The sequence below is a fragment of the Mycobacterium sp. MOTT36Y genome, from assembly GCF_000262165.1.
Taxonomy (GTDB): Bacteria; Actinomycetota; Actinomycetes; order Mycobacteriales; family Mycobacteriaceae; genus Mycobacterium; species Mycobacterium intracellulare.
The window spans coordinates 4,030,626-4,044,157 of sequence record NC_017904.1 but is presented as its reverse complement, the minus strand read 5'-3'; the positions used below and the strand labels follow the sequence as shown (position 1 = coordinate 4,044,157).

At 69.6% G+C, this 13,532-nt stretch carries 14 protein-coding genes and 1 pseudogene; 9 read left to right on the top strand and 6 right to left on the bottom strand.

What is annotated here, in order from left to right:
* Positions 1-76 precede the first annotated feature (76 nt).
* The 3 genes from W7S_RS18200 to W7S_RS18190 all read left to right on the top strand — a co-directional run bounded on the left by W7S_RS18200 (position 77) and on the right by W7S_RS18190 (position 3,255).
* Entirely contained in the window at positions 77-1,120 is a 1,044-nt protein-coding gene (locus tag W7S_RS18200; RefSeq protein WP_014712093.1) for an NAD(P)H-dependent glycerol-3-phosphate dehydrogenase, read from the top strand.
* A 31-nt stretch (positions 1,121-1,151) separates the two neighbouring features.
* Positions 1,152-2,297 (top strand): D-alanine--D-alanine ligase family protein, encoded by a 1,146-nt coding sequence (locus tag W7S_RS18195; RefSeq protein WP_014712092.1) that lies wholly within the window; start codon positions 1,152-1,154, stop codon positions 2,295-2,297.
* 475 nt (positions 2,298-2,772) lie between these two features.
* Positions 2,773-3,255 carry an MPT63 family protein gene (locus tag W7S_RS18190; RefSeq protein ID WP_041297954.1) on the top strand — a complete coding sequence of 161 codons (483 nt, stop codon included), beginning with the start codon at positions 2,773-2,775 and terminating at the stop codon, positions 3,253-3,255.
* A 92-nt stretch (positions 3,256-3,347) separates the two neighbouring features.
* Here the strand turns inward: W7S_RS18190 and W7S_RS18185 are convergent, their stop codons facing one another.
* The gene (locus W7S_RS18185; protein ID WP_008258986.1) at positions 3,348-3,932 is read right to left on the bottom strand and encodes a DUF3515 domain-containing protein; all 585 of its coding nucleotides are present in this window, start codon (positions 3,930-3,932) and stop codon (positions 3,348-3,350) included.
* 45 nt (positions 3,933-3,977) lie between these two features.
* Between W7S_RS18185 and W7S_RS18180 the strand changes: the two genes are divergently transcribed.
* Genes W7S_RS18180 through W7S_RS18170 form a run of 3 tightly spaced genes read left to right on the top strand, consistent with a single transcriptional unit; the run spans position 3,978 to position 6,585 of the window.
* Positions 3,978-4,925, top strand: coding sequence for a thiamine-phosphate kinase (locus W7S_RS18180; protein ID WP_176476850.1), 948 nt, complete (start codon positions 3,978-3,980; stop codon positions 4,923-4,925).
* Between the two features lie 41 nt (positions 4,926-4,966).
* Positions 4,967-5,650 carry a uracil-DNA glycosylase gene (locus W7S_RS18175; protein ID WP_008258983.1) on the top strand — a complete coding sequence of 228 codons (684 nt, stop codon included), beginning with the start codon at positions 4,967-4,969 and terminating at the stop codon, positions 5,648-5,650.
* Between the two features lie 5 nt (positions 5,651-5,655).
* Entirely contained in the window at positions 5,656-6,585 is a 930-nt protein-coding gene (locus W7S_RS18170; RefSeq protein ID WP_008258982.1) for an NADP-dependent oxidoreductase, read from the top strand.
* Between the two features lie 10 nt (positions 6,586-6,595).
* Here W7S_RS18170 and W7S_RS18165 read toward each other — a convergent pair whose 3' ends face one another.
* The 4 genes and pseudogenes from W7S_RS18165 to W7S_RS18150 all read right to left on the bottom strand — a co-directional run bounded on the left by W7S_RS18165 (position 6,596) and on the right by W7S_RS18150 (position 10,305).
* Positions 6,596-7,426 (bottom strand): oxidoreductase, encoded by an 831-nt coding sequence (locus tag W7S_RS18165; protein WP_008258981.1) that lies wholly within the window; start codon positions 7,424-7,426, stop codon positions 6,596-6,598.
* Between the two features lie 2 nt (positions 7,427-7,428).
* The gene (locus W7S_RS18160) at positions 7,429-8,673 is read right to left on the bottom strand and encodes a hypothetical protein (RefSeq protein WP_008258980.1); all 1,245 of its coding nucleotides are present in this window, start codon (positions 8,671-8,673) and stop codon (positions 7,429-7,431) included.
* A pseudogene (locus W7S_RS18155) lies at positions 8,666-9,856 on the bottom strand (sulfotransferase). The gene W7S_RS18160 and the pseudogene W7S_RS18155 overlap by 8 nt, the downstream one beginning before the upstream one ends.
* 5 nt (positions 9,857-9,861) lie before the next feature.
* Entirely contained in the window at positions 9,862-10,305 is a 444-nt protein-coding gene (locus tag W7S_RS18150; protein WP_008258978.1) for a nuclear transport factor 2 family protein, read from the bottom strand.
* 67 nt (positions 10,306-10,372) lie between these two features.
* On the opposite strand from W7S_RS18150, the gene W7S_RS18145 reads away from it, so the two are divergent.
* Entirely contained in the window at positions 10,373-11,275 is a 903-nt protein-coding gene (locus W7S_RS18145) for an SDR family NAD(P)-dependent oxidoreductase (RefSeq protein ID WP_008258976.1), read from the top strand.
* A 2-nt stretch (positions 11,276-11,277) separates the two neighbouring features.
* Entirely contained in the window at positions 11,278-12,099 is an 822-nt protein-coding gene (locus W7S_RS18140; protein WP_008258974.1) for a mycofactocin-coupled SDR family oxidoreductase, read from the top strand.
* A gap of 6 nt (positions 12,100-12,105) precedes the next feature.
* Here the strand turns inward: W7S_RS18140 and rpmB are convergent, their stop codons facing one another.
* The gene (rpmB, locus tag W7S_RS18135; protein ID WP_008258973.1) at positions 12,106-12,297 is read right to left on the bottom strand and encodes a 50S ribosomal protein L28; all 192 of its coding nucleotides are present in this window, start codon (positions 12,295-12,297) and stop codon (positions 12,106-12,108) included.
* Positions 12,298-12,756: 459 nt separating this feature from the next.
* Between rpmB and W7S_RS18130 the strand changes: the two genes are divergently transcribed.
* Positions 12,757-13,440 (top strand): transglycosylase SLT domain-containing protein, encoded by a 684-nt coding sequence (locus tag W7S_RS18130; protein WP_306454285.1) that lies wholly within the window; start codon positions 12,757-12,759, stop codon positions 13,438-13,440.
* Positions 13,441-13,532: the final 92 nt, after the last annotated feature.

The window sequence follows — 13,532 nt, the reverse complement described above, 5'->3', positions numbered from 1 at the left end:
CCGGTCCGGCGCTGATCTAGGGTGTAGCGGCTACACGTGCCGCATGAGCAACGCCGACCACGACAGGGGGTGACACATGACCAGCACGCATGCCGGTTCGACCGGCGCCGTCACGGTCATGGGCGCCGGGGCGTGGGGCACGGCGCTGGCGAAGGTGCTCGTCGAGGCGGGCGGGCCGGAAACACAGGTCACGTTGTGGGCCCGCAGGCCCGAGCTCGCCGAGCGGATCAACGCCACCCGATCGAACCCGGACTATCTGCCCGGCACGTCGCTGCCGCCGGGCATCCGCGCCACCGCCGACGCCGCCGAGGCGCTCCAAAATGCGTCCACGGTGCTGCTCGGCGTGCCGGCGCAGACGATGCGGAGCAACCTCGAGCGCTGGACGCCGCTGCTGCGCGACGGCGCGACCCTGGTCAGCCTGGCCAAGGGCATCGAGCTGGGCACCCTGATGCGGATGAGCCAGGTGATCGTCGCGGTGACCGGCGTCGACCCCGCTCACGTCGCGGTGATCTCGGGGCCGAACCTGGCCAGCGAGATCGCCGGATGCCAGCCGGCCGCGACCGTGGTCGCCTGCGGCGACTCGGGCCGGGCCGTCGCCCTGCAGCGCATGCTGAACAGCGGATACTTTCGCCCTTACACCAACAGTGATGTGGTGGGCACCGAGATCGGCGGGGCGTGCAAGAACGTGATCGCGCTCGCCTGCGGGATGGCCGCCGGCGTGGGGCTCGGCGAAAACACCGCGGCGGCGATCATCACCCGGGGCCTGGCCGAGATCATGCGGCTGGGGATCGCGCTGGGCGCCAAGGGCGCGACGCTGGCCGGGCTCGCCGGCGTGGGCGACCTGGTGGCCACGTGCAGCTCCCCGCATTCGCGCAACCGGTCGTTCGGTGAACGGCTCGGCCGCGGAGCAACCGTCGAGTCGATTCTTTCCGGCACGCCCGGCGGCGGCGACGGGCACGTCGTCGAGGGTGTGACGTCCTGCGAGTCGGTGCTGGCGCTGGCGGCCAGTTACGACGTCGAAATGCCGCTCACCGACGCCGTGCACCGGGTCTGCCACAAGGGGCTGTCGGTCGACGAGGCGATGGCGCTGCTGCTGGGCCGCCGCACCAAGCCCGAGTGAGACCCCACCTACCCGGTAGCCTCTTGAGATTGTGAATGCCAGCGATCGGTCGACGCCGCACCCCGGCTCGGGGGGCGGCGAGCGGGCGCGCGTGGCCGTCGTCTTCGGGGGGCGCAGCAACGAGCACGCCATCTCGTGCGTCTCGGCGGGCAGCATTCTGCGCAACCTCGACCCCGAGCGTTTCGAGGTGGTCGCGATCGGCATCACCCCGGAAGGTTCCTGGGTGCTCACCGACGGCGACCCGGCCGCGTTGGCGATCACCGACCGGCGGCTGCCCGAAGTCACCGCCGAGTCGGGGACCGAACTGGCGCTGCCGGCCGATCCGCGGCGCGGCGGCCAATTGGTCTCCCTGCCGCCCGGCGCCGGTGAGGTGTTGGCGTCGGTTGACGTGGTGTTCCCCGTGCTGCACGGCCCCTACGGCGAGGACGGCACCATCCAGGGTCTGCTCGAACTCGCCGGCGTGCCGTATGTGGGGGCCGGTGTGCTGGCCAGCGCCGCCGGCATGGACAAGGAGTTCACCAAGAAGCTGTTCGCCGCCGAGGGATTGCCGGTCGGCGACTACGCGGTGCTGCGCCCCTCGCGCGCGCGGCTGCGGCCCGAGGAGTGCCAACGGCTGGGGCTGCCGGTGTTCGTCAAACCCGCCCGGGGAGGTTCCTCGATCGGTGTGAGCCGGGTAGCGAGCTGGGACCAGCTGGACGCCGCCGTCGCCGCGGCGCGCCGCCACGATCCCAAAGTCATCGTCGAGGCCGCGATCGTCGGCCGTGAGCTGGAGTGCGGTGTGCTCGAAATGCCGGACGGCACAGTCGAAGCCAGCGCGCTGGGCGAGATCCGGGTGGCCGGTGTGCGGGGCCGCGAGGATTCGTTCTACGACTTCGCCACCAAATACCTTGACGACGCGGCCGAATTGGACGTGCCCGCAAAGGTCGACGACGAAATCGCCGACACGGTACGCCAATTGGCGATCCGCGCCTTCAAGGCCATCGACTGTCAGGGGCTGGCGCGGGTGGATTTCTTCCTCACCGAGGACGGGCCGGTGCTCAACGAGATCAACACGATGCCGGGGTTCACCACGATCTCGATGTACCCGCGGATGTGGGCGGCCAGCGGCGTGGACTACCCGACCCTGCTGGCGACGATGGTCGAGACGGCGCTGGCCCGCGGGGTGGGCCTGCGCTAGCTAGCGGCCGCAAGTGCGGCCCTGTCGCCACCATGAGGCTATGGTGTGCCTCCAATATGGGTGGCGGATTTGAGGCGATGCTGTCGGGGTGACGGCAGATTTTCACTGTTCTGTTGAATGATGCGTAGAGCAATCGCTTTCAATGGGTTCGCCCTCCGACAAGACGTGGCGTGATCTGCCGCGGTCCCAGCGCGCAGACGGTGTCGAAACGGCGTGGCCGTACGCCACAGATGGCACTCGGGAGCGAATGCTGAAGAGCTCGTTAGCGACCGCCGCTGTCAATGGTGAGCTGGAATCGACCGTCTCGGTGGACTCTCATCAATTGGGCCCTCGGCACGGGCGAACAACCAACACCGCCTCGCAGCTTAAAAGCAGTTTGGGCCCGTAATGCACGGGTAGACCCAGATTTTGGCGGTGCTCTGTGAAGGAAACAGTCGTCGCCTGGACATCTGAGAGCAGAAAGGAGCTAGCAGACATGAGGTTCTCCTCGACAATTGTGAAGACAGCTGTTGGTGGCGCCGTAGTTGCGGCCGCGACCGTCTTCCCTGCAGCAACAGCATCGGCAGCAGGGCCGAACATCCAACCGTTCGGTGCCACAGAGCAACTCGGCAATGATCAAACGCTCATTGCCTACACGGTAAGCAACCTCAAGCCCACCAACACGGTGATTCCGGGTTACGCGCCGCAGGGCAAGCTGTACCAGGCGAGCGTCACTGCGAAGTCACTTAAAGGCGATTCCACACCTGTGGTTGCCGACTTCAACGCTCGTGCGGCCGACGGCACGACGTACCGGCTAGTCAACACGGTGCCGGTCCCGGATGGTCTGAGCCCGGATACCCTCGTCCAGGGCGACCAATCGAACGGCAAGCTCTACTTCGACGTGACAGGCGCACCGCCCAACGGTGTCGTCTACAACGATGGAGTAAACGACGTTCTGATCTGGACCAGTAACGCCTGACGCTGCTGTGCCGTCTTCGGCACCGACCGAAGCGTTGTTACGGGAGTATCGGACGCAGCGAGCGGCGATCAGCCTGGCCCGACGAGCGCTAGCTAGCGCGCCGGCCCGGGGCTGATGGGCCCGGCCGGGATGCGCTGCGCGATCACCTCCGACAGGCGCTGGATCGGCGCCGGGCCCGACCCGGTGGGCAGCGTGAGCGCCACGTAGACACCGCGATCCACCGCGTACCAGGTGGATCTGCCGGCGTCACCGGCGGATTGCTGGTCGGAGCGCACCTGGAACCACTGCACCCGGTCGACCACCTGGATCGGGGAGCCGACGACGAACTCGCCCGGGCGGTCCAGGCCGCAGCGCAGCACGACGGGGTCGGCGCCCCGCCCGGAGCGCCATGCCGCCGCGCCTACCGGCGCCGGCTGCTCGAGCGCCGCCCGCTGGTAGTCACCCAGGCGCTGCGGCAGCGCGTCCATCAGCGCCCGGCACGCGGGGCTGTCGGCCTGCGGCGCCGGGACGCCCGCGACGGCGACCGGCTGCGGGGGCGCCTCACGGGTGGCCGCGATCGCCAGGATCACCCCGATGGTCGTGACGGCCAGCGCTACCGCGACGATGATCACCGCGCGCGGCGGCCCGCCGTCGGCGTCCGATTCGGTTGCCACCGCGGCCACCTCCTGTCCCCACATCACTATCGCCTCAGCTCACCCCGATGGCCAATTATCGTGGGTGGCGTGCGGGACGAATCGACGCTGCGGCAACTCGGCGAATTCGCCGTGATCGACCGCCTGGTGGCCGGTCGCCGCCAGCCCGCCGCTGTGGTGCTCGGGCCGGGTGACGACGCGGCGCTGGTGGCGGCCGGCGATGGCCGCGTCGTGGTGTCGACCGACATGCTGGTGCAGGACCGGCATTTCCGGCTGGACTGGTCGACGCCGCACGACATCGGCCGCAAGGCGATCGCCCAGAACGCCGCGGACATCGAGGCGATGGGCGCGCGGCCCACGGCGTTCGTCGTCGCCTTCGGCGCGCCCGGTGAGACGCCGGCGGCCGCGGTGGACGCGCTCGTCGACGGGATGTGGGACGAGGCGCAACGGGTCGGGGCCGGCATCGCCGGCGGCGACCTGGTCAGCTGCCCGCAGTGGGTGATCTCGGTGACGGTGCTCGGCGATCTCGGCGGCCGCGAGCCGGTGCGGCGATCGGGCGCAACGCCGGGTTCGCTGGTCGCCGTCGCCGGCGACCTGGGCCGTTCGGCCGCGGGATTCGCCTTGTGGCACACCGGTATCGGCGGCTTCGAGGAGCTGCGGCGCCGGCATGTGGTGCCCGAGCCGCCGTACGGTCAGGGTGCGGTCGCCGCCGCCGGGGGGGCGCAGGCGATGATCGACGTCTCCGACGGCCTGATCGCCGACCTGCGGCATGTGGCCGACGCGTCGGGGGTGGGCATCGACCTGTCCACGGCGGCGCTGGCCGCCGACCGCGACGCGCTCGCCGCGGCGGCCGCCGCCGCAGGCGCCGATCCCTGGCCGTGGGTGCTGGGGGGCGGCGAAGACCACGCCCTGGCGGCATGTTTCGCCGGACCCGCGCCGGCCGGATGGCGCATCATCGGGCGGGTTCTCGACGGGCCGGCCCGGGTGCTCGTCGACGATCAGGAGTGGAGCAGCCACGCCGGCTGGCAGTCGTACTAGGGTGACGCGGTGACCGTTTACCCGATCGCGAAGGGCCGACGATGACGGCGCGCCCGCTGAGCGAATTGGTCGAGCCGGGCTGGGCGAACGCGCTGCAACCCGTGGCCGGGCAGGTCGCCCAGATGGGGCAGTTCCTGCGGGACGAGATCGCGGCCGGGCGCAGGTATCTGCCCGCCGGCCCGAATGTGTTGCGCGCCTTCACCTATCCGTTCGACCAGGTCCGGGTGCTGATCGTGGGGCAGGACCCCTACCCGACGCCCGGACACGCTGTGGGGCTGAGCTTTTCGGTGGCCCCCGAGGTGCGGCCGCTGCCGCGCAGCCTGGCCAACATCTTTCAGGAGTACACGACCGACCTGGGCCACCCCCCGCCCTCGTGCGGTGACCTGACGCCCTGGGCGCAGCGCGGTGTGCTGCTGTTGAACAGGGTGCTCACCGTGCGACCCAGCAATCCGGCGTCGCATCGGGGCAAGGGCTGGGAAGCGGTGACCGAATGCGCCATCCGGGCGCTGACCGCGCGCTCGCTGCCGCTGGTGGCGATCCTGTGGGGCCGCGACGCCTCGACGCTCAAACCGATTCTCGCCCAGGGCAATTGCGTGGCCATCGAGTCACCGCATCCCTCGCCGCTGTCGGCGTCGCGGGGGTTCTTCGGCTCCCGCCCGTTCAGCCGTGCCAACGAACTGCTGGCCGGAATGGGCGCGGACGCGATCGATTGGCGGCTGCCCTGAAGGAGATGACCGCGCTACGGGCGAACCGGCGCGGCGGACCGGAGCAGCTGGTGATCGAGCGGGCGCCCGTGCCGGTGGCGGCCGCCGGGGAAGCCTTGGTGGCCGTGCACGCGGCCGCCATCACCTTCGACGAGCTGACATGGGAGGAGACGTGGACCCGCGACGGCGTCAGCCGAACCCCCGTCATCCCGTCCCACGAGGTCTCCGGTGTGGTGTCCGCGGTGGCCGACGACGTCACGGATTTCGTGCCCGGCGACGAGGTCTACGGACTGATCGCGTTCGACCGCGACGGCGCGGCCGCCGATTTCGTCGCCGTGCCCGCGGCCGATCTGGCCGCCAAACCGTCGACGGTCTCCCACGTCGTCGCCGCCGCGCTCCCGCTGGCCGGCCTGACCGCGCTGCAGGCACTGGTCGATCACGCCGCGGTGCAGCCAAAGGAGAGCGTGCTGGTGCACGGAGGCGCCGGCGGGGTGGGCCTGTTGACCGTTCAGTTGGCCGCCCTGCTGGGTGCGCGGGTGACCGCGACCGTGCGCAGCGACACCGCGAATCTTCTTCGCGGCTGCGGCGCGCAGCGGGTGATCGACACACGCACCGAGGCATTTGACGAGGCCGGCGCCGCCTACGACGTCGTCGTCGACACCGTCGGCGGGCAGACGCTGGAAAGGTCCTACGGCGTGCTGCGCCGCGGCGGCCGGCTGGTGACGTTGTCGGCACCGCCGCCGGACGGCCGGGCCGACGAATTCGGCGTCAGCGCAACCTTCTTCATCGTCACACCGAATCGGGATCAGCTCGCCGAGCTCGCCGCGCTCGTCGACAGCGACCGGTTGCACGTCGCGATCGCCCAGACGTTCCCGCTCGACGAGGGCCGGGAGGCGTTCGAAAGCCGGGAGCGGGGCGGCCGCGCCGGCAAGACGGTCCTGGTCGTGCGGGATTGACGGCTCGGCGTCACGACGCCGGGAAGTTGACGTCCTTGGTGACGGCTTCCCATTCGTCGATCGACGCCGACAACGCGGCGATCTTGTCCCGCATGGCCTTGAGCACGTCGCGGCCCAGCAGCAACCGCAGCGGCGGGTCGTCGAGCTTGGCGAGCATCAGCACCGCCTCGGCCACCTTGCGCGGGTCGCCGGGCAGGTGATCGGCGAACTGCTTGATCAGGTCCTTGCGCGCCGCCACGTCGGCGTAATCGGTGATCGGCGCCCCGGATTCCTTCATCGACCTTGTCGCCCAATCGGTGCGGAACGCGCCGGGTTCGACGGCGGTCACCTTGATGCCCAGGGGGCGGACCTCGGTGGCGAGCGCCTCGGTGACCGCCTCCAGCGCGAACTTGGTCGACGAATAGTAGGCGTTGGGCGGGTTGGCCACCAGGCCGGTCATCGAGGAGATGTTGATGATGTGGCCCGATCCGCGGGCGCGCATGGCCGGCAGCACCGCCTTGATCATGTCGACGGCGCCGAAGTAGTTCACGTCGAACAGCTTTCGGACCTCGGCGTCCTCACCCTCTTCCACCGCGGACAGGTAGCCGTGTCCGGCGTTGTTGACCAGCACATCGATTCCGCCGAAGGCCTCGTCGGCCGCCGCCACCGCGGCCGCGACCTGGCCGGTGTCGGTCACGTCGAGCGCGACGGCCAGCGCCCGGTCGCCGAACTCGTCGGCGAGGTCCTGCACCGCCTCGGCGCGCCGCGCCGTCACCACCACGCTGTGGCCGGCTTCCAGTGCGGCGCGGGCGATTTCGCGTCCGAAGCCGGTGGAGCATCCCGTGATCAGCCAGCGAGCCATCGCTAAATCGTCCCTTCCGGTAGGCGGCGCAGATATCCCTTGCGGCGCTCGGCGAGCTGGGCGGCCCGCTGCTGCGGGCTCACCCGCGCCAGGTGTGGCACCTCGGCGTCGAGCCGGTCCAGCTTGACGACGCGACCGCGGGCCCCGAGGTCTTCGCGGGGACCGTTTTCGCCGAACTCCGCCATGCGCAGGGTCAGGATGGCCTCGCGCAGGCCGTCGGAGTCGATCCAGTTGGCCACGCCGGGGTCGACGGGGGAGATCACGTAGGTGTAGGCGCCGTCCTGGTTGGGGACCGACTGCGCCTTGTTGAGGCTGCCGGTGCGGTCGACGAGCTCGAGCGTGGTGCCCCAAACGTTGCTGAGCGGGACGGTGAAGTATTCGGCGCCACCGTCATTCAGGTCGACGACGAACGCCTCGTCGGGGCCGAGATCGAAGCGGCCCATCACGTACACCTGGTTGCGCATGGCGCCGATCTTGTCGGCCGACCAGGCCAGGTTGAACTGGTTGGCCGGCATCTTGTACACGCCGTGGCTGAGCTTGCCGGTGAAGTTCGCGAAGTAATCCATCATGGCGGCGGTGGCCTCGGCCTGCTCGTCAAGGGTGCGTGCCGGTGTTGACGCCGGGGCGCCAAGCCGTTGCACCTCAAGGTGATTGGGGTCGTCGCGGCCCCAGTCCAGCAGTACGTCTCGAATGTAGAACTCGTGTGCCGCCGGGGTGCTCCGCACGTGATTGGGCCGGCCGTTGGCGGGTTCGGAGTCGACGGTGATGGTGAAGCTGCCGTCGGAATCGACCCGCATGGTGCGGCCGTTGAGCACGTCGACGGTGCCCATGTTCGCATCCCAGAGGGTGAAGTAGTTCTCGGTCATCCGGTGTTCGCCGACCCGGCCGTGGATCTCGTAGCGCTCGTCCCCGGAGATGGGGATCACCCGGTACACGCTGTCGGGATTGTCGATGCCCCACCGCGATCCGGGGATCCGGCGGCCGTTTACGGGGTGGGCCAGCCGGGTGATGCAGCTGACCTTGGGGCGCAGCTTGTCCTGGTTGGACGACCACATCGCCGCCGAGAACATCACCTCGGCGAACGCGCCGTCGAACCGCTCGCGCATCGCGTCGGACGCCTTGGCGCGGCCCAGCCAGGTTTCGGCAACGGTCCGGTACGCGGCCTTGACGGTGGGATGCTCGATCAGCTCGAGCGCCGCCAGTTCCTGTTCGTGCTGGGATGCCGTCGCGACCGGGTCTTCAGGCATGCGCTGTTCCTCCGATATATCGTGCAAATCGCTTGTTGTACAACGTGAATCGCTCGTCGACCTGCTCGGGAAGCAGACCGTAGTTCTCCAGGCCGTAGGGCGGGCGCGCCGCCTCGCGCGGGCGCTCACGCAGCCAGCGCCGCATCGCGTCCTCGGCCTCGGCCGTCAGCGGCAGCCCGATCGCGTCCTAGACGCGGGCCACCTGCCCGATCGGGTCGGCCACCGCATCGTCGAACCCGATGTCGGTGACGCGCTCACCGTCGTCGGACCAGCCGTCGCGGGTCGTCATCGCACGGTCGTTGGTCCAGCCCATCCGTGCCAGCCATTGCGCGCCGACCCGGTGGGCGTCGACGACGTCGGCGTGCATCGCGTGCAGCGTGGCGTTCAGACTGGCCCCCGACGCGATCGTGGTGCGAGGATGGCGGTGCATGTGCACGACGTGCAGGTCGGGGAACTGGGCGCGCAGCAGGCCCAAATACCCCAGGTGCGCCGGCGATTTGAGCACCCACCGTTGACCGGCCAGCCCGCGTTGGCTTTTTTGCCATTGCAGGAACTGCAGCATGCGGTGCAGGTAGCCATAGGCGGGGGAGAAGTCCTGGTCGTCGAGCCAGGTTCGGTAGTGGGGCAGGTGGGCGCCCGACTCGGGGACGTGTGACAAGAAGGCGTCCGCCAAAAAGACGATCTCCTCCTCGGCTTCGGTGGCGTACATCGGGTGGATGGAGAACAACTCCGGCGCCAGTTCGCGCGATTTCGCCTCGCGCGCTTGGCTGATGGCGATGCGCGGATCCACCCCGGTGAACGGACGGTTCAACCGCGGCGCGACCTCGACGACCTCCCACCCGTACGCGCAGACGAAGCGCGGATCGGCCGCCAGCAGGCGCTGCAACAGCGTGGTCCCGCTGCGCATCATCCCGACGACGACGATCGGCGCGGCCACCCGCTCGTCGAGAATCTCCGGATGGCGGCGGATCCACTCCTGGGTGCGCAGCCGCATCCGCAGGCTGTGCACGATGCCCGAGCGCAGGATGTGGGCGCCGATCGCGTTGAGGTCGGCGCGCGCATAGTCGCGCAGCAGGACGGTCAGCGGCTCTTCGAATTCGCCCGGGCCCCAGTCGGTGAGCCCTTCCTTGCGTTGCGCGTCGGCCAGGACGGCGGCCGGCTCGAAGACGCTGGGGGATGGCACGAGGCTCAGAACTTCAGGTGGTGGCTGACGTCGCCGACCTGGTCGACGAACATGGTGCGGCTGTCGAAACACCAGGCGCCGTCCACCCGGTGAAAGGTGTCCTTGTAGTGCCCGGTCACGATGACCTGCAGCGGCAGGTCGGGGGTGGCCTGGGTGACGCAGTAGTAGGACGTGCTCGTCGCGGTGCCCTGAGCCTCGTCGATGTACAGCTGGACGTTGGTGGTGTTGTGTTTGGTCTTCGGGGTGCCGTCTTCGTAGATGCGCGTGGCCATTTCGTACATCTCGCGGACCCGCGCCGAGCCGGCGAACACCGTTTCCGGCGGGCCGTCCTCGACGCCGCAGATGCGGCCGTGCTCGAAGAGGCGGGCCACCCCGTCCAGGTCGCCGCCGTCGAGCAGCTGCGCATAGGTGTAGATGAGATTGGTGATCTCGGTGGCGCTGTCACTCATGTCGAACCGCCTCGGGAAAGTCCGTCCGGTCCAACTTACATAGAACCGACGATTACTCTTAGTCGCCGTGACCTTACCGTGGACGCCGAGCAGGCTCGGCAACCTGACCGGCAAGCGCGTGATCGTGACCGGAGCGACCAACGGGGTGGGGCTGGGCACCTCGCGCGCGCTCGCCCACGCCGGCGCGCACGTGATCCTGGCCGTGCGCAACACCGAACTCGGCGAGCAACGCGCTGCCGAAATCTCCGCGAACGGCGGCGGTGCGACGTCGGTGCTCAAGCTCGACCTCGCCGACCTGTCGTCGGTGCGGGCCTTCGCCGGCCTGATCGACGAGCCGGTGGACATCCTGATCAACAACGCCGGCGCGCTCACCGACCGCCGCACCGAGACGGTCGACGGATTCGAGATGACGCTGGGCACCAACCTGCTCGGGCCGTTCGCGCTGACGAACCTGCTGCTGCCCAAGGTGCGTTCGCAGATCATCAACGTCGGCTCCGACGCCCACCGGTCGGCGACGCTGCACCTCGACGACCTGCACCTGCGCCGCCACAAGTGGACGAGGTTGGGCGCCTACGCGCAGTCCAAGCTCGCCGTGATGCTGTGGGGGCTCGAGCTGGACCGCAGGCTGCGCGCGGCCGCATCGCCGCTCGTCACGCAGCTCACCCACCCCGGTTGGGTGGCCTCGAACCTGTCCAACCTGGGCGACTCGCCGCTGATGTCGCTGGCCCACAAGGGGGTCAAGGCGGTGGCCGACCGGTTGGCCAACGACATCGACGAGGGCGCGGCGCCGACGCTGTACTGCATCAGCGAGCCGATTCCGCCCGGCAGCTACGTCGGGGTCAGCGGCAGGTTCGGGCTGCGCGGTGGGCCGGTGCTCATCGGCCGCACGCAACTGGCGTGCGACTACGACACGGCCGCGCGGCTGGTGGCCTTCGCCGAGCGCGAGACCGGCACGAAACTGGAGATCTGAGCATGGGTGAATTCGACAACGTCGTCGCCGTCGTGACCGGCGCCGCGCGCGGCCAGGGCCGCAGCCACGCCGTCGCGCTGGCTGAGCAGGGCGCCGACATCATCGCCGTCGACATCTGCGCCGACCTCGAGGCCATTCCCTACGCGTTGGGCACCGAGGCAGAGCTGGCCGAAACGGTCCAGCTGGTCGGGTCGGCGGGCCGCAAAGCGGTTCCGGTGATCGCCGACGTGCGCGACCTTGCGGGTCTGCGGGCCGGCGTGCAGGCGGGCATCGACGAGCTCGGCGAGGTCGACGTCGTCATCGCCAACGCCGGGGTGGTGGCGATCGGCGTCACCGAGCCCGACGCCGAACCGGTGTTCAACACGATCGTCGACACCAACCTCAAGGGTGTGTGGCACACCATGCTGGCGACGGTCCCCTCGATCGTGCGCAAGGGCGTCGGCGGCTCGGTCGTGCTGGTCAGTTCGTCGCAGGGCCTGACCGGACGTGGCGGTGACGGCAGCGCCGCGATGTTCGCCTACGCGGCGTCCAAGCACGGTGTCGTGGGTCTGATGCGCTCGGCGGCCAATGCGTATGCGCCGCACAAGATTCGGGTCAACTCGGTGCACCCCAGCGGTGTCGCGACGCCGATGATTCTCAACGACTTCGTGGTGAACCGGATGACGGAGAACCCGAACCCGGCCGTCTCGCAGATGCTGCTGCCCGGCGTGCCGTTGGTCGAGGCGCGGGACGTCACCGAGGCGGTGCTGTGGCTGGCCGGGCCGCGGTCGCGCTACGTGACCGGGGTGTCGATCCCGGTCGACGCCGGCCACGTCGTCATGTAGGGGGAACTAGCCCCTGACGACCTTGCCGGCCTTGATGCAGGACGTGCAGACATTGAGGCGCTGCTTGTTACCGCCCGGACGGGCGACGTGCACGGTCTGGACGTTGGGGTCCCACCGGCGGCTGGTGCGGCGGTGGGAGTGCGACACCGACTTGCCGAAGCCGGGGCCTTTCCCGCAGATGTCGCACACAGCGGCCATTGTTCAAGCTCCTCAAAATCTCGGGGGTCCGGCAATCCGGCCGGGACAGCCCGGCCTCACCGGGCCCAATCAGAATACCGATTGTCGTGGTAACCACCAAAACGTCGACGGGCGGCCCGGGCCATGCCGGGGTCAGGTGTGCGCCGCGACCCCTTGGGCGGTAAACACCGAGTCGATCACAGTACCGGCGCGAATCCGGGCTGCTCGGACGCGGCGCCGCTAGGATGGCGTCGCCGCCGATGGTCGGTGCGGTCGCTGCCTATATCAGGTGCGGACGGCGCGCTGATTGGCTGAAGTCTTCTTCCCGGTGGTGCCGGCCCGCGCGGAGCTGCGGATGAGGCTGGGAAGCGAATATCGGCAGGCTTGAGGGGAGTGCGCGGGGTGGTTGCGCGCGCCGAAAACGCCGCCGGTCCAGCCGACGTCGAAAGCGGGCGGGGCTCACCGGCGGGCGTACGACGGTTGGTGTTGAGGTTGCGCCGGGTGGCGGCGGCCTATCTGGTGGTGGCGGCGCTGGGCAGCGTCGCCATAGGGAGTACGTCGGTCAACTGCCCGACCGCTGTGGGCGGGCAGGACGGCATCGGGCAGGGCGGACCGGGCCCGAGAGCATCGGGCCCCGCTCCAGCCGATGCGACGTGGTGGTGGCAGCCCCGTCCGCCCCGTCCCGCGGTGCAAGAGGCGGCCGCGGTGCGCGGCGGAATCCAGCTGCGGCAGGTCGCTTTCGACGGTCGGGGAGTGTGGCCGGACGGACCCGACGCGATCCGCGGCTATCTCGAGGAGGCACTGACCCGGATCGGCGTCACCGAGGCGTCGGCCCGTGGTCACTGGATCGAGGGCATGATGACCATCGCCGACCACGAATCGCAATTTCATTCGGGTGCGATCAACCTGTCAGACAGCAACGCCTACGGGCCTTCTCAGCTCGACGGTGGCCCGCTGCACGCCACGCGCGGCCCGTGGCAGGTAATGCCGGATACCTTCGCGGCCTTCCACCAGCCCGGGACGTCGAACTCGGCGTGGGATCCGGTGGCGGCCGCATGCGCGTCGATGAACTATCAGATGAGCCGCTACGGCGTCAGCCGCGACGGCAGCAATCAGCGCGCGCTGGTGGGGCAGGCCAATCCCGGTATCCGGCAGGGCTATTAAGCTCTGCCGCTGCCGGCCGGCCGCTCGATCTTCCTCAACGGCGCGGAGCAACTGAGCGCAGCGGCTGCGTCGCCGGGCTACGCTGGCGCCCA

Coding starts and splice junctions, on each gene's coding strand:
- W7S_RS18200 (WP_014712093.1), top strand. CDS start 77: ATGACCAGCACGCATGCCGGTTCGACCGGCGCCGTCACGGTCATGGGC.
- W7S_RS18190 (WP_041297954.1), top strand. CDS start 2,773: ATGAGGTTCTCCTCGACAATTGTGAAGACAGCTGTTGGTGGCGCCGTA.
- W7S_RS18185 (WP_008258986.1), bottom strand. CDS start 3,932: ATGTGGGGACAGGAGGTGGCCGCGGTGGCAACCGAATCGGACGCCGAC.
- W7S_RS18175 (WP_008258983.1), top strand. CDS start 4,967: ATGACGGCGCGCCCGCTGAGCGAATTGGTCGAGCCGGGCTGGGCGAAC.
- W7S_RS18170 (WP_008258982.1), top strand. CDS start 5,656: ATGACCGCGCTACGGGCGAACCGGCGCGGCGGACCGGAGCAGCTGGTG.
- W7S_RS18165 (WP_008258981.1), bottom strand. CDS start 7,426: ATGGCTCGCTGGCTGATCACGGGATGCTCCACCGGCTTCGGACGCGAA.
- W7S_RS18160 (WP_008258980.1), bottom strand. CDS start 8,673: ATGCCTGAAGACCCGGTCGCGACGGCATCCCAGCACGAACAGGAACTG.
- W7S_RS18150 (WP_008258978.1), bottom strand. CDS start 10,305: ATGAGTGACAGCGCCACCGAGATCACCAATCTCATCTACACCTATGCG.
- W7S_RS18140 (WP_008258974.1), top strand. CDS start 11,278: ATGGGTGAATTCGACAACGTCGTCGCCGTCGTGACCGGCGCCGCGCGC.
- rpmB (WP_008258973.1), bottom strand. CDS start 12,297: ATGGCCGCTGTGTGCGACATCTGCGGGAAAGGCCCCGGCTTCGGCAAG.